Below are 19922 nucleotides of genomic sequence, written 5' to 3' on the forward strand. Positions count from 1 at the left end.
GGCCGGACAACGCGGACATCACGGACGTTGCCGGACGCTCCCGGACGCATGCGGACAGCGGACACGCCATTAACTATTCCATATAAATCAAACACTTAGAATCTGGCACGCTTTCTGCGTAATGTTGCCTATCCATACACCATACGACCATCATGATACGTGACACCTCCTCCCAAGACGCCGTGATCGCCGCGCCCAAAGGCCAGGCCACCAAGCGCCGCCTGATCATCGCCGGCGCCTCCGTGGCACTGCTGGCCGTGGGCTGGTACCTGTTCCACAACTGGCGCAACACCGACCACTCGGTCAACATCTCGCGCCTGCGCATCGCTGAAGTGGGCCGCGGCACCCTGATTCGCGACGCCGCCGTCAACGGCCGCATCGTCGCCGCCGTCAGCCCGACGCTGTACGCGCCGTCGCTGGCCACCGTCACGCTGCAGACTCACGCCGGCGACACCGTCAAGAAAGGCGACGTGCTGGCCGTGCTGGAATCGCCCGACCTGTCCGACGCGCTGAAGAAGGAACAAGCGGCCTACGCCCAGATCGAAGCCGATGTGGCCCGCCAGCGCATCCTGGCCCGCAAACAGAAGCTGCTGGCGCAGCGCGACGCCGACACCGCCGAAATCGAGCGCCTGTCCGCGCAGCGCACGCTGGAGCGCTACGACGCTGTCTCCAACGAAGGCATCATCGCCAAGATCGAATACCAGAAGGCCAAGGACGCGCTGAACTCCGCCGCCATCCGCGCCAAGCACGCCGACCAGGCCTCGGCGCTGGAAAGCGACAACGTGGCGCTGGAGCTGGAATCCAAGATCAAGCAGCTGGAGCAGCAACGCAGCACGCTGTCCAACGCCCAGCGCCGCGTCGACGAGCTGACGGTGCGGGCGCCGGTCGATGGCTTCATCGGCACGCTGTCGGTGGCCAACCGCAGCGTGGTGCCGGCCAACACACCGCTGATGACGCTGGTCGATCTGTCGCGCCTTGAAGTCGAGCTGGAAGTGCCGGAGACGTATGTGTCCGACCTGGGCCTGGGCATGACGGCGGAAGTCAACTACGGCACCGGCACCGCCAACGGCAAACTGTCGGCGCTGTCGCCGGAAGTGGTGAAGAACCAGGTGCTGGCGCGGGTGCGCTTCAACGGCGAACAGCCGGCCGGCCTGCGCCAGAGCCAGCGCATCACCGCCCGCCTGCTGATCGACGAGAAGCACGACGCGCTGATGGTGCAGCGCGGCCCGTTCGTCGAATCGGAAGGCGGCCGCTATGCGTATGTGGTGCGCGACGGCGTCGCCATCCGCACCCCGATCAAGCTGGGCGCCACCAGCGTCTCCGCCGTGGAAATCCTCGGCGGCCTGAAACAAGGCGACAAGATTGTGATCTCCGGTACCGAAACCTTTGAGAACGCCGAACGCGTCTCGATCAATCAATAACTTTTAAGAGGCTCCCTATGCTGCGCATGAAAAACCTGAGCAAAGTGTATCGCACCCACATGATCGAAACCCACGCGCTGCGCGGTTTCGAGATCGAGGTCAAGCAAGGCGAATTCGTCACCGTCACCGGGCCGTCCGGCTCTGGCAAGACCAGTTTCCTCAACATCGCCGGCCTGCTGGAAGAATTCACCGACGGCGAGTATGTGCTGGACGGCGTCAACGTCCGCGGCATGGACGACAACGCCCGCTCGCGCCTGCGCAATGAAAAGCTGGGCTTCATCTTCCAGGGCTTTAACCTGATTCCCGACCTGTCGCTGTTCGATAACGTCGACGTGCCGCTGCGCTATCGCGGCTTCAACGCCGCCGAGCGCAAGGAGCGCATCGAGGACGCACTGGCCAAGGTCGGCCTGGCCTCGCGCATGAAGCACTATCCGGCCGAACTGTCCGGCGGACAGCAGCAGCGGGTGGCGATCGCCCGCGCGCTGGCCGGCTCGCCCAAGCTGCTGCTGGCCGATGAACCGACCGGTAACCTGGACACGCAAATGGCGCGCGGCGTGATGGAGCTGCTGGAAGAGATCAACGCCGCCGGCACCACCATCCTGATGGTGACCCACGATCCCGAACTGGCGGTGCGCACCCAGCGCAATGTCCACATCATCGACGGCCAGGTGTCCGACCTGGTGCGCAAGTCGCCGTCGCTGAGCACCGTCGGCCACGCCGCCCAAGCGTAAGGAGCGCAGCATGTTCCAATACTACTTCCTGCTCGGCCTGCGCAGCCTGCGCCGCAATCCGGCCCTGACCGCGCTGATGGTGCTGACGCTGGCCATCGGCGTGGCGGCCAGCGTGTCGACGCTGACCATCCTGCACGTCATGTCCGGCAACCCGATCCCGACCAAGAGCGAGCGCCTGTTCGTGCCGCAGTTCGACAACGGCCCGATTGAAAGCTACAAGGTTGGCGACAAGCCGAATGACGAACAGATGAGCTACCGAGACGCCGTCAATTTCATGAACAGCAAGGCCGGCGAGCGGCGCACCGCGCTGTTTGGCGTCAGCCTGCCGCTGGAACCGGAGCGCAAGGATCTGGGCGTGTTCGTGGTGCGCGGCATCGCCACCGGTGGCGATTACTTCAATATGTTTGAAGCGCCCTTCCTGCACGGCCAGGGCTGGGCGCCGGACGCCGACCAGCGCGGCGGCGACGTGATTGTCATCAGCCGCAAGCTGTCGGAAAAACTGTACGGCGACGCCGATCCGGTGGGCCGCCGCGTGCGCATGGGCGGCTTCGATTACCAGATCGTCGGCGTGCTCGACACCTGGAACGTGATCCCGCGCTACCAGCACCTGATCGGCCCTGAAACCGCCTTCGGCGATGAAGAGGATATGTACATTCCCTTCGCCACCGCCATCCGCCACCAGGTGGATCGCAATGGCAGCGTTGGCTGCCAGGGCAACGTGGAACCGGGCTACCAGGGCTTCCTCGATTCGGAGTGCACCTGGATCCAGGTGTGGTTTGAGACCGCCAGCGCAGACCGCTCGGCGCTGCAAAGCTATCTGGACAGCTACGCCGCCGAGCAGCGCAAGCTGGGACGCCTGAAACGCAATACGCCGAACAAGCTGTACGACGTCATGGAATGGCTGGAATTCGAAAAGGTCGTCGACAATGACAACAAGCTGGCAGTGTACCTGTCGTTCGGCTTCCTGCTGCTTTGCCTGGTCAACACCATCGGCCTGCTGCTGGCCAAGTTCTCGGTACGCGCCGCCGAAGTCGGCATCCGCCGCGCGCTGGGCGCCTCGCGCCGCGAGATTTTCACCCAGTTCCTGATCGAGACCACGGTGGTCGGCCTGGTCGGCGGCCTGCTTGGACTGCTGCTGGCGGTCGGCGCGCTGGCGCTGATCGCACTGCAGTCGAAGGCACTGGCAACGGTGGCGCAGATGGACTGGATCATGCTGCTGACCACCTTCGTGCTGGCGGTGCTGGCGGCGGTCCTGGCCGGCCTGCTGCCGACCTGGCGCGCCTGCCAGGTCACGCCGGCACTGCAACTCAAATCCCAATAAGCGAGGCTACTCATGGAAATCCGTCCTATCCTGTCCGCGCTGCTGCGCAATAAAACCGGGCCGATACTGGTCGCGGTGCAGGTGGCCCTGAGCCTGGCCATCCTGTCCAACGCCATCTACATCGTGCAGGACCGCCAGGCCATGTCGGCCCGCGCCAGCGGCGTCGCCAACGAAGACGAGGTGTTCGCCGTGCAGGTGCGCCGCCTCAAGGCGCTGCCGCACGAAGCCAGCCTGGCCGACCAGCACGCCCAGATCGCCACCATCCGCGCCGTGGCCGGCGTGACCTCGGTGGCCCAGGTCAGCCAGATCCCGCTGAGCCGTTCCGGCAACACCACCGGCCTGGCGACAGACTACAAGCAGGTCACTGCGGTGGCGCTGGGCTCCACCTACCAGTCCGCCGAATCGCTGGTGAAAACCTGGGGGCTGCAACTGACCGAGGGGCGCGACTTCCTGCCTGGCGAACTACTGGAAATCGACAGCACCACCAGCAAGGAATACCCGAAGGTGGCCATCATCACCCGCGTGCTGGGCGAAAAACTGTGGCCCGGCGCCACCAGCTTTGTCGGCAAACAAATGCTGAACGGGACCGGCAGCGATGCCAATCCGTTGCGCATTGTCGGCGTGGTCGAAAAACTGCAAACGCCAAGCGCCCAAATCGGCGCCAAGGGCGAGCAATCCTTCATCATTCCGGCCCGCACCACGGGCGATGCCGGCTACGGCTACACGGTGCGCGCCGAGCCGGGCCAACTGGATCGGGTGATCAAGGAAACCGAAGCCGCGCTGCGCGCCGCCTCGCCGGAGCCGCTTATCATCCGGACCAAATCGCTGCCGGAATATCGCAAGCTGCGCTACCGCGCCGACCTGGCGCTGGCGTGGATGCTGGTGACGGTCAGCGTGCTACTGCTGCTGATCACCGCCAGCGGCATCGTCGGCATGGCCAGCCTGTGGGTCACGCAGCGCCGCAAGCAGATCGGCGTGCGCCGTGCACTCGGCGCGCGCCGGGTCGATATCCTGCGCTACTTCATCACCGAGAACGTACTGATTACGAGTGCCGGCGTGGTGGCCGGCGTGCTGCTGGCATTGGGGCTGAACCAGCTGTTGGTCAGCAAGCTGGAAATGGCACGGCTGCCGGCCAGCTACCTGCTGATTGGTTCCGGCGTGTTCCTGGCGCTGGGCGTGCTGGCCGTCTACGGCCCGGCATGGCGCGCCGCCAGCATCTCGCCGGCCACCGCCACCCGCACCGCGTAATGACGGCAACCGGAGCCCAAGGCATGCCGCGACAATGTTATGCTTGCGGCATGCCTACTGTACTCATCATCGACGATAACGCCGCCGTTTCGGTGGCCCTGGAAGTGCTGTTCTCGCTGCACGACATCGAGGCGCTGCGCGCCGCCTCGCCTGAAGCCGGCCTGGCGCTGCTGGAGCAGCACAGCGTCGACCTGGTTTTGCAGGATATGAACTTCAGCGCCGACACCACCTCCGGCGAGGAAGGCACGGCGCTGTTCCGTGCTATCCGCGCGCGCCATCCGGACCTGCCGGTGATCCTGCTGACCGCCTGGACCCACCTGAATGCGGCGGTGGACCTGATCAAGGCCGGCGCCGCCGACTATCTGGCCAAGCCGTGGGACGACAACAAGCTGATCGCCACCGTCAACAACCTGATCGAACTGGGACAGGCCAAGCGCGCCTTGCAGCAACGCGTGCAGGCCGACCTGCGCCAGCGGCGCGAACTGGAACACGGCCATGACCTGCGCGGCATGGTGTTCCAGGACCAGGCCACCGAACGCGTGATCCACCTGGCCTGCCAGGTGGCGCGCGCCGACGTGCCGGTGCTGATCTCCGGCCCCAATGGCACCGGCAAGGAGCGCATCGCGGAAATCATCCAGGCCAATTCCGCCGTGCGCGGCGGCCCGTTCGTGGTGCTGAACTGCGGCGCCATCCCGTCCGAGCTGATTGAGGCGGAACTGTTCGGCGCCGACGCCGGCGCCTACACCGGCGCCTCCAAAGCGCGCGAGGGCAAGTTTGAAGCGGCCGACGGCGGCACGCTGTTCCTCGACGAAATCGGCAACCTGCCGCTGGCCGGACAAATGAAACTGCTACGGGTATTGGAGACCGGCCGCTTCGAGCGTCTCGGCTCCAACCGCGAACGCCAGGTCAAGGTGCGCGTCATCAGCGCCACCAATGCCGACCTGCAGGCCATGATCAAGGCCGGCACCTTCCGCGAGGATCTGTTCTATCGCCTCAACGTGATCGAACTGCGGCTGCCGCCGCTGGCGGCGCGGCCGCTGGACATCCTGCCGTTGGCGATGCACTTCCTCGGCGCCGGCAAGCAGCTGCATCCCGATGCGCAGGCGGCGCTGCTGGCGCATGCGTGGCCGGGCAATGTGCGCGAACTGAAAAACGTCATGATGCGCGCCGGCCTGCTGGCCAGCGGCGACGTGATCAAGGTGGCCGACCTGGGCCTGCCGCCGGCTTCGGCGTCTGCATCGATGTCGACTGGCGCAGCATCGGCCAGCAGCGATGAAGGCAGCCGTGAGCCGGACCGCGACGCCATCAGCCTGGCGCTGAGTCGCGCCGGCGGCGTGGTGGCGCAAGCGGCGGCTGAACTGGGCCTGTCGCGTCAGGCGCTGTACCGCCGCATGGAACGGCTGGGCATCGTGCGGCCGTGACCGAGCATCGCGACAGCAACGATGGCGCCGCCGGCGAGCCGCCGCCACGGCGCGGCCTGCGCCTCTCGCTGCTCACGCGCTGGACTGCCCTGGTTGGCACGCTGCTCACCGTCGGCATCCTGATCGCGCTCGAACTCACCCGCATCTTCCCCGACAATTCCAGCCTGGTGCTGGCGATCTGCCTGCTGTGCGTCCTGCCGATCTCCATCATCACCATCCGCGCGGAACTGGAGCGCATGCTGTCGCTGTTCCGCGCGCTGACCGGCACCGTCACCAGCTACCAGGACGGCGACTTTTCCTTCAGCCTGCACTGGCCGCAAAACGATGAACTGAGCGATCTGGTAGCGGCCCACAACGCGCTCGGCGAAGTGCTGCGCAAACAACGCCTCGACCTGGTCCAGCGCGAACTGCTGCTGGACACCATGGTGCAAAACACGCCGGTCGCCATGCTGCTGGTCAGCGACGCCGGCCCTATCGTCTACGCCAACATCGCCGCGCGCCAGTTGCTGAACCAGGGCCGCCGGCTGGAAGGCCATCAGCTCGAAGATATCCTGGCCCACGCCTCACCGGCACTACTGGAGGCCCTGGCACGCGGCGGCGACGGCCTGTTCACCACCAAGGCCACCGGCGCCAATACCGACATCGACGAGGAAGACGTCTACCACCTGGCGCGCCGCAGCTTCAAACTGAATGGCCGCAAACACGAACTGCTGCTGCTGCGCCAACTGACGATGGAACTGCGCCGCCAGGAAGTCCAGACGTGGAAGAAAGTCATCCGCGTGATCAGCCACGAACTGAATAACTCGCTGGCGCCACTGACCTCGCTGGCGCACTCCGGCGCGGAACTGGTGCGGCGCGGCCAGACCGAGCGCCTGCCGCAAATCCTGGGCACCATCGAAGAACGCACGCGCCATCTGGAAAACTTCATCCTCGGCTACGCGCGCTTCGCCAAGCTGCCGACGCCACGGCTGGAAACCCAGCACTGGCAAGGCTTCCTGACGCAACTGGGTGAGCAGGTCATCTTCAAGCAGATAGGCGAAGCGCCGGCCGAACCCTGCGCCTTCGATCCCGCCCAGCTGGAACAAGCCTTACTGAACCTGCTGAAGAACGCCCACGAATCCGGCTCGCCGGCCGATGAAGTGGGCCTGGAAGTGCGCCGCTTGCACGATGCCGTGCGCATCGATGTGCTGGACCGCGGCCCCGGCATGAGCGACGCGGTACTGACCAATGCCCTGGTGCCGTTCTACTCCACCAAACGCAGCGGCACCGGCCTCGGTCTGGCGCTGGCGCGCGAAATCGCCGAAGCCCACGGTGGCCGCATCACCCTCACCAACCGCGAAGGCGGCGGCCTGACTGTGACCATCATTTTGCCGCTGGCCTGATAAACTAGCGGCATGTCCAAGTCTTCATCCCCCTCCCCCCGCTTCGATCAACCAGGCCACCCGCCCGCCACCGTCACCGAATTCCAGGGCGTGCGCAGCCTGCACCTTGGCACCTCCTGGGTGCAGGGCGCGATGCGCATCGCCAAACCCGATAACATCGAACTGGAATACATCCAGATGATGATGATGTGGTTACTCTTCAACGAGCATCCGCAGCACATCGTGCAACTGGGCCTGGGCAGCGCCGCGCTGACCAAGTTCTGTTACCGCCGCCTGCCGCAGGCGCGCGTGACCGCCGTCGAACTCAATCCCAACGTCATCGCCATGTGCCAGGCGCAGTTTGCCCTGCCATCCAACGACGAGCGGCTGGACGTGCGTGAAATGAACGCCATGGATTTCGTGCTCGATCCGGCCAACCGCAACACGGTCGACATCCTGCAAGTGGACCTGTACGACGAAGAAGCGCGCGGCCCGGTGCTGGATTCGCCGGAGTTCTACCAGGGCTGCGCAGACGTGCTGCGCGACGGCGGCATCATGACCACCAACGTCTTCGGCGACGACTTCTCCAACTACGACAAGAACCTGCAAACCATGGAAATGGTGTTCGACGCCGTGGTGTGGCTGCCGGAAGTGCACGATGCGAACATCGTCGTCATCGCCTTCAAAAACGCGCCGTCGCTGGATTTCAGCGTGCTGTATGAGCGCGCCGGCGAGATCAAGAAAACCCTCAACCTGCCGGCCAAGTCGTGGGTCAACGGCCTGAAAGAGTGGATGCGCGACCAGCAATAGGCAGCGCCGTTTTCCGTCTATTGATATGCAAGCGCATCATACCGATGCGCGCGCGCCACACTTTTGCACCTGCATTGCGCAGACACGTGCCGGGTCGCCGGCCAGCTTACGATACATTACGTTACAGTGCACGAAGTATGTGCAAATGTGCATAATTCGCAACATTGTGGTGCATGCCGCGTTGTCGTTCCACGACTCCTCCCATTAGTATTTTTCCAACGGCCTTACCCCCGCGGGCCGTCTTCAAAAATACCACGAGAGAGAACAATGACAAGAGCTCCGCAATTCAAACGCACCATGCTTGCTAGCGCTATCCTGCTGCTGGCGGCACAAACCGCCACCGCGCAAACGTCTACCGACAGCGGCGCCAAGGCTGACGAACAAACCGTGGTGGTACTGGGCTCGCGCTCCGTGGCCAAAACGGCGCTGGACACCTCTTCGCCGGTCGGCCTGATCGGCCTCAAAGACCTGCAAACCGCCGGCCCGCTGGAACTGGGCAAGCTGCTGCAAACGCTCGACCCGTCGTTCAACTTCTCCAGCACCTTCATCAGCGACGGCACCGACTCGATCCGCCCGGCCACCCTGCGTTCGCTGGGCCCGGACCAGGTGCTGGTACTGATCAACGGCAAACGCCGCCACCAGCAGGCGCTGGTCAACGTGCAGCAAACCATTGGCCGCGGCTCGGCAGGTACCGACATCAACGCCATTCCGCTCGGCGCGATCCACCACATCGAAGTGCTGCGCGATGGCGCGGCGGCCCAATACGGCTCGGACGCGATTGCAGGCGTGATCAACATCGTCCTCAAGTCCAACACCGGCGAGACCTCGCTGAGCGGCCAGCTAGGCACCACCTCCGAAGGCGACGGCGACCTGTACTCGGCCAGCGCCAACCGCGGCTTCGCACTGGGCGAAAACGGCGGCTACATCAACCTGACGCTGGAAGGCCGCAAGCGCGGCGAAACCAACCGTGCCGGCCCGGATTCGCTGCGCGTCAATCCGCCGCGCGTGACGCAGCACATCGGCGACAGCAACACCAAGGATGGCTACTTCTGGTGGAACGGCGCGCTGCCGATCGACAAAGAGAGCGAGATCTACGCCTTCGGCGGCGTCTCCAAGCGCAAGAGCGATTCGTATGGCTTCTTCCGTTCCGCCGGCGACGACCGCACCGTGCCGGCCGTGTATCCAAACGGCTTCCTGCCGGCGATCAGCACCGACATCAAGGACGCCTCGTTCGCCTTCGGCTACCGCCGCGACCTGCCGCGCGACTGGAAGGCCGACATCAGCATCAACTACGGCCAGAGCGAACTGGCGTTCCACGAGTCGAACAGCTTGAACGTCTCCTATTGGTACGAGCCGAAACCGGGCGGCGGCATCTACGCCGACTCGCCGCGCGAAGCCGACACCGGCACACTGAAATTCTCGCAGCTGACCTTCAACGCCGACGTCAAGGGTCCGGTCAAGCTGGGCGACACCGTGGTCTCGCTGGCCACCGGCTTCGAGTACCGCCAGGACAACTACCAGATCATCGCCGGCGATCCGGTCTCCTACCAGTACGGCCGCACCAACAATCCGGCCATCGCCATCACCACGCCAAGCGGCGCCACCGCGGCTTCCGGCATCCAGGGCTTCCCTGGCTACACGCCGGGAACGGCGGTGGATTCGGGCCGCCACAACATCGCCCTGTTCCTCGACGCCGAGACCAAACCGGTCGACACGCTGACACTGGGCGGCGCGGTGCGCTATGAAAAATACTCGGACTTCGGCAGCACCGTCACCGGCAAGCTGAGTGGCCGCTTCGACCCGACCAAGGAAGTCGGCTTCCGCGCCAGCCTGTCCACCGGCTTCCGCGCGCCGAGCGTGCAGCAGGAGTTCTACAGCTCCGTCTCCACCAACCTGAATAACGGCGTGCTGACCGAAACGCTGACCGCGCGCCAGGGCAGCGCCGTGACCCAGGCCTTCGGCATCAAGCCGCTGAAAGAGGAAACCTCCACCAACGGCAGCATGGGCGTGGTACTGCGTCCGGTGAAGAACTTCTCGCTGACGGCCGATGTGTACGAGATCAAGATCAAGGACCGCATCGTATTCTCCAGCGAGATCGCGCCGGAAGCCGGCGGCGGCCCGATTGCCAACATCCTCAAGCCGCTGGGCGTGGGCCAGGCGCAGTTCTTCACCAACGCGGTGGACACGCGCACCCGTGGCCTGGACGTGGTGGCCGAGAACACCACCAAGTTCGATACGTCCACGCTGGTACTGTCGGGCCAACTGGGCTTCAACAAAACCGAAGTGACCAAGCGCCATTCGACGTCCACGGTGCTGAGCGGCGAGAAGCTGTTCGACCAGTCGCAGGTCACGCTGATCGAACATGGCCAGCCGCGCAAACACCATGTGGTGGCCGCCGACTACACGACCGGTCCATGGAACCTGAACACCCGCGCCAACTACTATGGTCCGGTGGAAGCGTCCAACTTCAGCCCTCTGCAAAAATGGGATGCGCGCTGGCTGGTGGATGCGACGGTGCGTTATGGCTTCAGCAAACGCACCTTCCTCAGCGCGGGCGTCAACAACGCCTTCAACCAGTTGCCTAACCTGTGGGCCAACGGCGGCGACTTCCCGAAACTGGGCTTCACCCGCTGCTGGGAAACCTGCCCTATCGGCGTGAACGGCCGCTCGTTCTACGTGCGGGCGGATACGGCGTTTTAAACGTCTTTGAGCAGTTGGCGGCATAAGCCGCAAGGTGCACCAGCGCCGCCAACTGCTTCACCAATCCTTCCATCTGCTCGGCCGGCACTTGTGCATAGCCGAGCATCAATCCCTTCCAACCCGATTCACCCTGTGTGTCATGCGCGCTCAGCGCATTGACGGCAATGCCGCGCTCCAGCGCCTGCGCCACAATGGCTTCGTCATCGATTGCTGCGTCATTGAAGCGCAATGAAAGATGCATGCCGGCCGAGCCGCCGTGCACCGTCGCCACCGATCCCAGATGCTGCCGCAGCGCCGCCACCAGCGCATCGCGCCGCTGCCGGTATAGCCGCCGCATGCGCCGCAGATGCAACGCGAACTGTCCGCTGCGCAGGAACTCGGCCAGCGCCAACTGCTCGGCCACGCGCCCGCGCGCCGACGACTGTTCGCGCATCTCCAAAAACGCATCGGCCAGCGACGCCGGCACCACCACAAAGCCGATGCGCAGCGACGGGAACATGGTCTTGCTGAAGGTGCCGAGATAGACCACCGGCGCGTTCGCCGCCAAGCCCTGCATGGCGTGCAGCGGCGCACCATCATGCCGGAATTCGCTGTCGTAATCGTCCTCGATGATCAAGGCGCCGGCCGCGCGTGCGGCCTCGATCAACGCCAGCCGCCGGCGCAAGCTCAGTACACTGCCCACCGGGTACTGGTGCGACGGCGTGGTGTAGATCAGGCGCGGTGGCCGCAGCAGCCAATCCTCCGCCGTGGGCGACATGCCATCGTCATCGACATCAATACCGGCTACCGCGAGGCCGGCGCCACGCGCGGCAGCAAGCGCGCCGCCGTAGCCGGGATTCTCGATCCACATCGTGTCACCCACGTCGGCCAGCGCATGCATGCAAATATCCAGGCTGCTCTGCGTGCCGTCCGTGATGAACACCTGCGCCGCTTCGCACACCACGCCGCGTGAGGCGCGCAGATGGTCTGCAATCGCCTCGCGCAGCTGCGGTTCGCCGGCCGCCTCGCCGTAGTTAAGCTGCTCTACCGTTATCGTGCGCAGCGCGCGTTCCATCATGCGCCGCCACAGCGCTATCGGGAACTGCTCCAGCGCCGGCAAGCCGGGCACGAAAGCGCCCATGCGGTCCGCCGGTCCCGGCACCGCGCGCAGATTCCGTACGCGCTGCGACAAGCCGGCTTGCTGCACCGCCGCTGCGCGTCTGGCCGGCTTGCGTTCGGCCGCCAGCGCCGCCACGACCGTGCCGCGCCGGTCCGTCACCACGAAGCCTTCGCTGGCCAGCTGCTCGTACGCATACAGCACCGTATTGCGCGCCACACCCAACTCCTCCGCCAGCGCGCGCGAAGCGGCCAGGCGCGCACCTGCTGCCAGCGTGCCGCTGCGGATCGCCGACCGCAGACACTCGTGCAGCATGCGCTGACGCGGCCAGCCGTGATCGCGATGCTGTTCCGTGTAGTCGTTGATCAGCAGGGCAAGATCCATTCATGGCTCCATCAAAATAGTTATTCATGGCTCTACTGATGGAGCCAGCGTTTCATTATATTGGTATTCTTACGAGGAGAACCATGAACGAAGCACCGACCGACCGCACCCGCATCCGCCGCATTGCCACCAACGGCCACTACGACGCCGCCACGCTGCACGCCATCATTGACGACGCCTACCTGTGCCACATCGCCTTCGGCGACGCCAAAGGCGCGCACTGCATTCCCACAGCCTGCTGGCGCGAAGGTGACTATCTGTACATCCACGGCTCCAACGGGAGCCGCATGCTGAAGCGCCTGATGGACAGCGAATGCTGCGTGACCATCACGCATCTGGATGGCCTGGTGCTGGCGCGGTCGGCGTTCAACCATTCGATGAACTACCGCTCGGCCATGATCTATGGGCGTTTTGAAGTGGTTGACGCAGCCGACGCGCGGAATGCGATGGAAGCCTTCATGGAAAAGCTGGTGCCCGGCCGGCAGGCAGAAATCCGGCCCGGCTCGGACAAGGAATACGCCGCCACCACCGTCATGCGCATCCCGCTGACAGAAGCGGCCTGCAAGATCCGCAGCGGCCTGCCCGGCGACGATGAGGAAGACCTGAGCTGGCCAGCATGGGCCGGCGTACTGCCCTTCGCCCGCACCCAGCAGGCGCCGATCACCGATCCCGCCTGCACACTCCCGGCACCGGAATACGTGCGGCGTTGGCAGCAGGGTTGACGTCAGGGCCTCAGGCCAGCTCCAGCGATTCGATCAGCTCTGCAAGATGTGCGCGGTCGGGGCCATGGATTGCTTTCAGCGGCAACGGCAGGCAGGGTGATTTCGCCAGCCCGAGCAACTCGGCGGCGGCGGCCATTACGCGCAGGCTACCGCCCTGCCTCGCGACCAGATCCCACAAGGGACGCAAGCGCTCCATCAGTTGACTGGCTTCCTGCTCGTCGCCACGTTGCGCAGCGCGCGTGATCTCCAGCAGGGTGCGCGGGAAGAGACCGCCCCAGGCCGAATACCAGGCCTCGCAGCCGGCATTCAAGCCGATGGCGCCAAACCAGTCGCCACTGACGCCGATCGACACATGCGCGGGAATCAATGCGCGCAGACGATCGACACGCGCCTTGGCCTCCTGCGGGTCCAGAGGCATGCCGGGGATTTTGATCGAACGGACATTCGGCAGTTGGGCGATGCGCCCATGAAGTTCATCGCTGAACTGGAAATTGGTGGTGCCAGGATTGTCGTAAACGCAGAGGGGAATCGACAGATTGCGGGTCACCGCTTCAAAGTGGCTATACACCTCCTCGGCGGATAACTTGTTATACGAGACAGGCGCCAACAGGACCGCGCTGGCGCCGGCCTTTTGTGCGTCCTCCGCCAGCAGCAAAACATCGCGCGTGCGCAACGCGCCGATGCCGATCATGACGGGCACGGTGCCCGCGTTTTCCACCGCAATGCGCGCGGTCTGTGCACGTTCTTCGCGCGAGAGGTAAGCGTAGCTGCCCGACGAGCCAAGCGCACCGATGGAGTCAACGCCGGCATCAGCCAGGCGCCGGACCAGAGCCGCGTAGGCGACGGTATCGATACCGTCTTCGTTCATGGGCGTTAGTGGGAATGCACTGAGTCCGGAAAACATGGCGACAACTCCGTCGTGGCTGATGTGCCGGATATCATAACCTATCGCCAGCGCCGCCGATCTGCCGTTGCTCACGCCACCACAAAGCTAGCAGCACCAGCCCAAATAGCACGCCAGCCACCCGCGCGCCCGGCCAACTGCCGCCATCCGCGATGCCAGCGCCGGCAGAGACTTGGACTGCGGTGTCGATGGCCGCGGCGCTGGCCGAAGCCGTGGCGTTGGCAGCACCGCTGCGCGTAACGACAGTGGCATCGGCCGTCGTGGCGGCAGCGCCCTGGCCGGCGACCATTGGCGCGGAGCGGGCGGCGTACTGCATGGTCGCGGCGCGGCGCAACGCCTTCTGCCACGCGGGCCAATCGCTGGCGGCGTAGACGTATTCCTCGCCCTGCTCCGCCATGCCCGCCGCGCGGAACTTCATCCAGCCAGCCTTCTGCGGCCAGAATGCCGCACACACAGCATCCGCCTTGTCCGTGCGCGCAGCCAGCGTCATGGCCGCGTAGCCTTCGGCTGTCAACGCCGCCCCGTCCTTCATACCCTGCGCGCACACCTCACTGCGCAATCCCGGTACAGGCAGTGGATCGTTCATCTGCCAAACCGCTTTTTGCATGCCATCAAGCGAGATCAAATCCATCGCCGACTGCCACCACAACGCCAGCGCGTGCGGCGAGCTAATCGCATACTTATGCCAATCCGCCACGCCTATCCACACCACGCGTCCCTGACCAAGACCACGCTGCCACAACCACGGCTGCTTTCGCCCATCCCGCGCCAGCACAGTCCACGACGCCGAAACACTCTCCGAAGGATTCAATTGCGCCGGCGGCAGCGACAGCGCGCCAAACTGCCGCACATCCTCCTTTTCCGTGGTTGGCGATTGCTGGCGCAGCGACAAACCAAAATCCCGCTGCCACATACCGGCATCGGAAGCATTCCCGCCCAGGACCACCAGCGGCACGCCCTTGCCTGCCTGCGCCAGCAAAGCCGCGCGCGCCGCAGAACTCAAATGCTCCACATACGCCGCATCGACAAACACCGCATTGGCCGCCACCAGCGGCGCGCGCGCAGTCTCGCTGCGCGTAATCGATTTGCCCAGCGTGACATTCCAATCCAATACCGCACCACCATCGGACAGCAACTGATTCAAGGCCCGCGAGTCAAACGACGGCGCATCGAAACGCCCCTGAATCTGCAATGGCACCGCATCCTTTACCTGCAACGGTATAGGTCCCTGCGCAATCGCCTTGCCATCCTTGTCGAGCAGGCGAGCTTGGAGCACCATAGCCTCCGCCACCGGCGGCAACCACTGCACGGACAACTGCGACTCCGCCGCCAAACCAGAATCCGCCAGTACTTGCTTATTCTCAGCCAGCAGCTGCAAGCGCCACTGCCCCGGCGCGGAAGAACGCCGCACAGTCAGCGAAAAGATACGGCCTACCGACATCGAACGCGGGAAATCCAGCCATAGCAAATCCGCCGCCGCAGGCTTCCATTGCAGCGGACGCGCAGGCAAATCGCGCCACTCCGCCTCGCGTACACCGTCGCCACTCAACACAATGCCGGATGCCGCCGGAATCGCATAAAGATCGGACGCGCTGATGCGGCCCGCTTCTGTGCTGACGGCCAACGGCGCCGCCGCGCCAACAGGCAAACGCACATCTGCTATCGCCACCGCCAGCGCGGCGCCCGCCACGCCAGTCAACGCTGCGTCGATCCAGCGGCGCTTGCGGCCATACAGCACGGCGCTGATCAAGCCAGCAGCCAGCGCTGCCAACGGCGGCGCAATATTCGCCAGGTCAGTAGAAATAATCATTTAGCCTGCTCCTTACCGCTCCACGCCTGACGGAATGGCGTATCCGCCAAGGGGCGTGCTTGCAGCAGCACAGGGGCGTCGGTCAGCGTGCCGCGCAGCCACGCGCGCAACTCGGCACGGCATGGCACACAGCCATCCTGAACATCCTGCACGGCGCGCTGTGCGCTCAGTTTCTGTTCCTGATCGCTGATGCGCGCGGCAATCGCCTCACGCGCTGCCTTGCTCCACAATGCCGGCAAGGCACCATCCTGCGACAGCGCCTGAACCAGATCGCGCACTTCGGCCGGCACCGTGTCGCTGGCCGCACCTTGCGCGCGCTTGTAGCTCATGGCGCCGACGATGTCGCCGGTCATGCGCTTCTCTTCCTTCAGCGCCGGCGGCACAAAAGCAGTGCGGTGCAGGTAGACGCGCTCTGCGGCCTGCAATTCCTTGATGGCGTCCAGCGCCTTGTACTCCGGCGGCAGCGCGGTCTTGGGCGAGACGGCGCGCAGCGATTTTTCCGCGTCCCACATCGCGGACAGTGCTCGTTTGAGGACCGCCTTCGTCTGCGGATCGAAGATGGTGGCGTTGTCCTCAACATCGTGCGCGTGCCCGAATTCCTTCATGACGCTGATTTCGCTGCCGGCTTTTTCCTGGCCGTGATGCTCATGCTCATGTTCTTCATCGCCGAACAGGCTCGATTCTTCGCCGAGGAATTGGCCGTAGCGCAGGCGCAGCGCGGCCTGGTCGGCGGCGATGCCTTCGCTGCGCGAGCGCTGGGTAGCGGCCGGCATGCCGGGATTGGCTTTCAGGTCGGCGACCAGTTGTTCGGTGTCGATGATGATCTGGCGCTGGCTACGCAGGTTTTCCGGTTTGCTCATGGATGGCAATGCGGTGGAGTCCAGGCTCTCGGCTTCCGGTCCGGGCAGGCGCAGCGTGTAGGTTGGCGATTGCGCGGTATGCGGGTTCTCCGGCGCGTTGTCGGTGGCGCGGACGAAGAAGTAGAGCTCATCGCCGGGTTCCATACCGAGTTCCGCCAGCGTCCATTGTTTTTCCCAGCTGCGCGATTTGGGATCGCTGGATTGCGGCAGCGGGACTTCCTTGTCGCTGAAGCGGATGTTTTCACCGCTGCCGCGCGCGAGGGTCATGTGCAGGCTGGCGCGAACGATGGCGTAGTCGTCGCGGGCGCTAACGGAGATTTGTACTGACTTGGCGTCTTTTTGCAGCAGGTGGATCAGTTCTGTCGGCTCGATGATGCTGACTTGCGGTGCCTGGTCCGGCGTGACACGGATGTTGTAGCGGGTGGCGGAGGTGCCGCGTACGCGCCAGAACAGAGAGTCTTCAACGCGGAGCTTGGCGCAGTCTTTGCCGATGGCGAGCGTATGGCCGTCGCCAAGTTCGACGGCGGGTTCGGCGCCGGTGGCGTTGCGGACGCACCAGCGGACGTCGGTGTATTGCGGGATCTGGATGTCGCGCGCGCCGGTCTCAAACGGTTTGACGCCGGTGTAGGCTGGCGGTGTAACGCTGAGGTATACCTCGCCGTCAATGATTGGTTTGTTGGCGTGGGCCGCCACTGGTGGTGGTGGTGGCGTTGGTACGGGTTGGCCTTGCCATGCGATGGCTGCGCCGGTGGCAAGGATGGCGAGCAGCAGCGGCCAGATGGAGAGGCGTGCCTGGGTGCGGGCGATGCGCTGGTAGTCTGCGTCTGTGAGCGCGCTGGCAAGGCGGGCTTGCAGGCGTTGTTGCTGAAGTTTGGCGATGGGCGTTTTGGCATCGCTTGTCAGTAGTTCGCTGCTGTCTTCCAGTGATGGGATGGCGGCGTTGAGCCACGATTGCCATTGTTCGGCGATGCGTTGCTTCCAGCGGTAGCCGTCGGCAATGGCGCAGATTGCCCAGAGGGTGATGGCTGCTGCCATGGCGATGCGGGTGGCGGGTAGCATCCGGCTGGCCAATAGCATTGGCAAGAGTGCGGCCAGCCATTGCGGGGCGCGGCGGCGCCAGATGGTGGTCCAGAGGCGGCGGCACAGGTGGTCAGTTTCGCCGTGCATGCGTGAGGGTCCGTTCGAGGATGAAAAGCGCCAACAGGGCCAAGGCGAGCCAGTAGGCTGGCTTGGCGTTGGTGATGGCGGGCAGCGCGCTGCGGGTGGCGCTGAAGGTTTGGGATGGTGTGGCGTAGGCTGGTGCCGGCGCGGCGGAGAGCAGTTGCCAGGCTTCGTACAGCGCGCGGGCGGTGTCGGCGTCGCGTGGCGGGAAGGCGTCCGAGGTCCACAGGCGGCCGCGCGGTGAATCGGCATAGCGCAGAGTGATGCCGTTAATCGTCAGCTTGGTCGCGGAGGCCAGCTCGGGGAAGCCGGCAATGGCGCTCGTGGTCGCGCCGGAGGCGGTGGTCGCAAGGCTGGGAGTCACGGCGGCGGACGGCGCGATCCACCAGTGCGGGGCACGCCAGTTGCCGGGCGGTGAGGTGGCGGGCGTGTCCCATACGATCAGCGTCGTGCCGGCGTCTGGTTCGGTGGCGAGTTGGTGGCGCGTGGCTGCGTTGCCGGCAACGTCGAAGGCGGCGAACAATGATTGCCATGCCGGCGCGCGAGCGGCCGGTGCGGCCAGCACGATGTGCTGCGCGATTGCGGCCGGCGGGGCGGCCGGTACGTTAGCGGTGCGCAGTTCTAGCTGGTGGCTGAATTGCGGCACGCGGGCCGGCATGGCGATTTGATCGGCGCGGGCGACGATGAGCAATCGCGCTGTCGAACGCCAATCGCGTTCATTGGCGCGTAGCCATGCCAGCGGATTGGGCGGCAGGTCGATGCGCGCGGCGGCGGTAAAGCCTGCGGCGGAGATTTGCTGCTCGGCCCACGCTTTGTCAGCACCGGCATCAATCATCACCGTGTCGCCACGCCACGGGAAGATGGTGGCGGCCAGCCAGGCGATCAACGTTACAAGCAGCAGGCAGCGCACCAGCAACAGCACCTTGTCGCGCCATTGCCAGACACGCAATTGCTCCGGCGGCGCCGACGGCAGGAAGCGCGCAGTAGCCAGCGGCTCGGCTTTCAGGCGCTGGCGCTTCTGGCGATGCCACCACACCGGCAACAGCAGCAACGGCAATGCCAGCCACCACCAGGGATAAGAACTCAAGATCATCTGGCCCGCGCTCCCGCCAGCTGCAACCAGCTGCGCAAAACGCCACTCAATGGCTGCTCGATGCGCGCCTCGTAGTGGACGATGTTATGTTGACGACAGCTTGCCGCCACGCTGCCGAAGTGCGCGAGGCTTTGCTGCTTGTAGTGTTCGCGTTCGGCGTTGCTCATGCGATGCAGGCCATCGTCGCGCTCCGGATCGCGGTAGCCGGCGCCGGATTTGAAACTGGCGTCCACCTCCGCCTGCGTGCGCAGCGTGAGCAGACGCACGTCGTGGCGCATATTCCGCAAACGAAGCAAAGCCTCGCTGAGCGGCGATGGCCAGTCGAGGAAATCGCTGGCGGCGAAGATCATGCCCGGCGCACGCGCGAAATGCAGGCTGGCGCGCAGCGTTTCAGCCGATGGCAGCTCGCCCTGCGGCGTCGCCTTGTTCAGCGCCGCCAGCACCCGCTGAAGCTGACGCGGCCCGCGCGCAGCCGGCATGTAGTCAACCTTCTCGGCGCTGCATACCACCAGCCCGAAAGCGTCACCCTGGCGTTGCGCGATGGCCGCCACACAAGCCAGCACGGTGCGCGCAAACCACAGCTTATCGATGCCATTGATCTCGCGGCTCGGCTCCGCCATCGACGCCGTGGCGTCGAGCCAAAGCCAGACTGCGACATGGCTATCACGCTCCGCCTCGCGAACAAAATAGCGGTCGGCGCGCGCCAGCAGTTTCCAGTCCACACGCCGCCATTCGTCGCCGGGGGCGTAGGCGCGGTACTCGGAGAATTCAACACCGGCGCCGCGCTCGCGACCGATATGAATGCCATGGCCCAGACCCGCCAGCACGTGACGGATCACCAGATCCAGATCCCTGGTCTGGGCCAGCATGGCGGTCATT

Annotated in this window: 15 protein-coding genes; 9 read left to right on the forward strand and 6 right to left on the reverse strand. The window is 64.9% G+C overall.

Going from position 1 to position 19922, the window contains the following annotated elements:
• Positions 1-152 precede the first annotated feature (152 nt).
• The 8 genes from GTP69_RS13960 (at position 153) to GTP69_RS13995 (ending at position 11013) form a co-directional block, all read left to right on the forward strand.
• A complete protein-coding gene (locus tag GTP69_RS13960; protein WP_161055448.1) occupies positions 153-1421 on the forward strand; it encodes an efflux RND transporter periplasmic adaptor subunit in 1269 nt (422 codons plus the stop codon).
• Positions 1422-1438: 17 nt separating this feature from the next.
• On the forward strand, positions 1439-2152 hold the full coding sequence (locus tag GTP69_RS13965; RefSeq protein ID WP_161055449.1) for an ABC transporter ATP-binding protein: 714 nt from the start codon (positions 1439-1441) through the stop codon (positions 2150-2152).
• Between the two features lie 10 nt (positions 2153-2162).
• Positions 2163-3473 carry an ABC transporter permease gene (locus GTP69_RS13970; RefSeq protein ID WP_161055450.1) on the forward strand — a complete coding sequence of 437 codons (1311 nt, stop codon included), beginning with the start codon at positions 2163-2165 and terminating at the stop codon, positions 3471-3473.
• Between the two features lie 12 nt (positions 3474-3485).
• On the forward strand, positions 3486-4721 hold the full coding sequence (locus GTP69_RS13975; RefSeq protein ID WP_161055451.1) for an ABC transporter permease: 1236 nt from the start codon (positions 3486-3488) through the stop codon (positions 4719-4721).
• Between the two features lie 50 nt (positions 4722-4771).
• Entirely contained in the window at positions 4772-6142 is a 1371-nt protein-coding gene (locus GTP69_RS13980) for a sigma-54-dependent transcriptional regulator (RefSeq protein ID WP_161055452.1), read from the forward strand.
• Entirely contained in the window at positions 6139-7524 is a 1386-nt protein-coding gene (locus GTP69_RS13985; protein ID WP_371867931.1) for a sensor histidine kinase, read from the forward strand. The genes GTP69_RS13980 and GTP69_RS13985 overlap by 4 nt, the downstream gene beginning before the upstream one ends.
• 12 nt (positions 7525-7536) lie before the next feature.
• On the forward strand, positions 7537-8313 hold the full coding sequence (locus tag GTP69_RS13990; protein WP_161055453.1) for a spermine/spermidine synthase domain-containing protein: 777 nt from the start codon (positions 7537-7539) through the stop codon (positions 8311-8313).
• A gap of 297 nt (positions 8314-8610) precedes the next feature.
• Complete coding sequence (locus tag GTP69_RS13995) at positions 8611-11013, forward strand: TonB-dependent receptor plug domain-containing protein (RefSeq protein WP_229260938.1); 2403 nt, start codon at positions 8611-8613, stop codon at positions 11011-11013.
• Here GTP69_RS13995 and pdxR read toward each other — a convergent pair.
• Positions 10961-12493, reverse strand: coding sequence for a MocR-like pyridoxine biosynthesis transcription factor PdxR (gene pdxR, locus GTP69_RS14000; RefSeq protein WP_161055455.1), 1533 nt, complete (start codon positions 12491-12493; stop codon positions 10961-10963). The two genes, GTP69_RS13995 and pdxR, sit on opposite strands and share 53 nt — an antisense overlap.
• A gap of 83 nt (positions 12494-12576) precedes the next feature.
• On the opposite strand from pdxR, the gene GTP69_RS14005 reads away from it, so the two are divergent.
• Positions 12577-13215, forward strand: coding sequence for a pyridoxamine 5'-phosphate oxidase family protein (locus tag GTP69_RS14005; protein ID WP_161055456.1), 639 nt, complete (start codon positions 12577-12579; stop codon positions 13213-13215).
• 10 nt (positions 13216-13225) lie between these two features.
• Here the strand turns inward: GTP69_RS14005 and GTP69_RS14010 are convergent, their stop codons facing one another.
• The 5 genes from GTP69_RS14010 to GTP69_RS14030 are packed head-to-tail and all read right to left on the reverse strand — an operon-like array spanning position 13226 to position 19921.
• Positions 13226-14119 (reverse strand): dihydrodipicolinate synthase family protein, encoded by an 894-nt coding sequence (locus GTP69_RS14010; RefSeq protein WP_161055457.1) that lies wholly within the window; start codon positions 14117-14119, stop codon positions 13226-13228.
• A gap of 34 nt (positions 14120-14153) precedes the next feature.
• Positions 14154-15929, reverse strand: coding sequence for a hypothetical protein (locus GTP69_RS14015; RefSeq protein ID WP_161055458.1), 1776 nt, complete (start codon positions 15927-15929; stop codon positions 14154-14156).
• Positions 15926-17956, reverse strand: coding sequence for a DUF4175 family protein (locus tag GTP69_RS14020; RefSeq protein WP_161055459.1), 2031 nt, complete (start codon positions 17954-17956; stop codon positions 15926-15928). Before GTP69_RS14020 ends, GTP69_RS14015 begins: the two co-directional genes overlap by 4 nt.
• Entirely contained in the window at positions 17940-19043 is a 1104-nt protein-coding gene (locus GTP69_RS14025) for a BatA domain-containing protein (protein WP_202424417.1), read from the reverse strand. The genes GTP69_RS14020 and GTP69_RS14025 overlap by 17 nt, the downstream gene beginning before the upstream one ends.
• Positions 19040-19921, reverse strand: a complete 882-nt coding sequence (locus tag GTP69_RS14030; protein WP_229260939.1) for a DUF58 domain-containing protein — start codon at positions 19919-19921, stop codon at positions 19040-19042. The genes GTP69_RS14025 and GTP69_RS14030 overlap by 4 nt, the downstream gene beginning before the upstream one ends.
• Between the last annotated feature and the right edge of the window lies 1 nt (position 19922).

The sequence above is a fragment of the Duganella levis genome, from assembly GCF_009857605.1.
In the GTDB taxonomy this organism is placed as follows: Bacteria; Pseudomonadota; Gammaproteobacteria; order Burkholderiales; family Burkholderiaceae_D; genus Rugamonas; species Rugamonas levis.

Coding starts and splice junctions, on each gene's coding strand:
- pdxR (WP_161055455.1), bottom strand. CDS start 12,493: ATGGATCTTGCCCTGCTGATCAACGACTACACGGAACAGCATCGCGAT.
- GTP69_RS13995 (WP_229260938.1), top strand. CDS start 8,611: ATGCTTGCTAGCGCTATCCTGCTGCTGGCGGCACAAACCGCCACCGCG.
- GTP69_RS13960 (WP_161055448.1), top strand. CDS start 153: ATGATACGTGACACCTCCTCCCAAGACGCCGTGATCGCCGCGCCCAAA.
- GTP69_RS14020 (WP_161055459.1), bottom strand. CDS start 17,956: ATGCACGGCGAAACTGACCACCTGTGCCGCCGCCTCTGGACCACCATC.
- GTP69_RS13990 (WP_161055453.1), top strand. CDS start 7,537: ATGTCCAAGTCTTCATCCCCCTCCCCCCGCTTCGATCAACCAGGCCAC.
- GTP69_RS14005 (WP_161055456.1), top strand. CDS start 12,577: ATGAACGAAGCACCGACCGACCGCACCCGCATCCGCCGCATTGCCACC.
- GTP69_RS14010 (WP_161055457.1), bottom strand. CDS start 14,119: ATGTTTTCCGGACTCAGTGCATTCCCACTAACGCCCATGAACGAAGAC.
- GTP69_RS14015 (WP_161055458.1), bottom strand. CDS start 15,929: ATGATTATTTCTACTGACCTGGCGAATATTGCGCCGCCGTTGGCAGCG.
- GTP69_RS13975 (WP_161055451.1), top strand. CDS start 3,486: ATGGAAATCCGTCCTATCCTGTCCGCGCTGCTGCGCAATAAAACCGGG.
- GTP69_RS13970 (WP_161055450.1), top strand. CDS start 2,163: ATGTTCCAATACTACTTCCTGCTCGGCCTGCGCAGCCTGCGCCGCAAT.
- GTP69_RS13980 (WP_161055452.1), top strand. CDS start 4,772: ATGCCTACTGTACTCATCATCGACGATAACGCCGCCGTTTCGGTGGCC.
- GTP69_RS13965 (WP_161055449.1), top strand. CDS start 1,439: ATGCTGCGCATGAAAAACCTGAGCAAAGTGTATCGCACCCACATGATC.
- GTP69_RS14025 (WP_202424417.1), bottom strand. CDS start 19,043: ATGATCTTGAGTTCTTATCCCTGGTGGTGGCTGGCATTGCCGTTGCTG.
- GTP69_RS14030 (WP_229260939.1), bottom strand. CDS start 19,921: ATGACCGCCATGCTGGCCCAGACCAGGGATCTGGATCTGGTGATCCGT.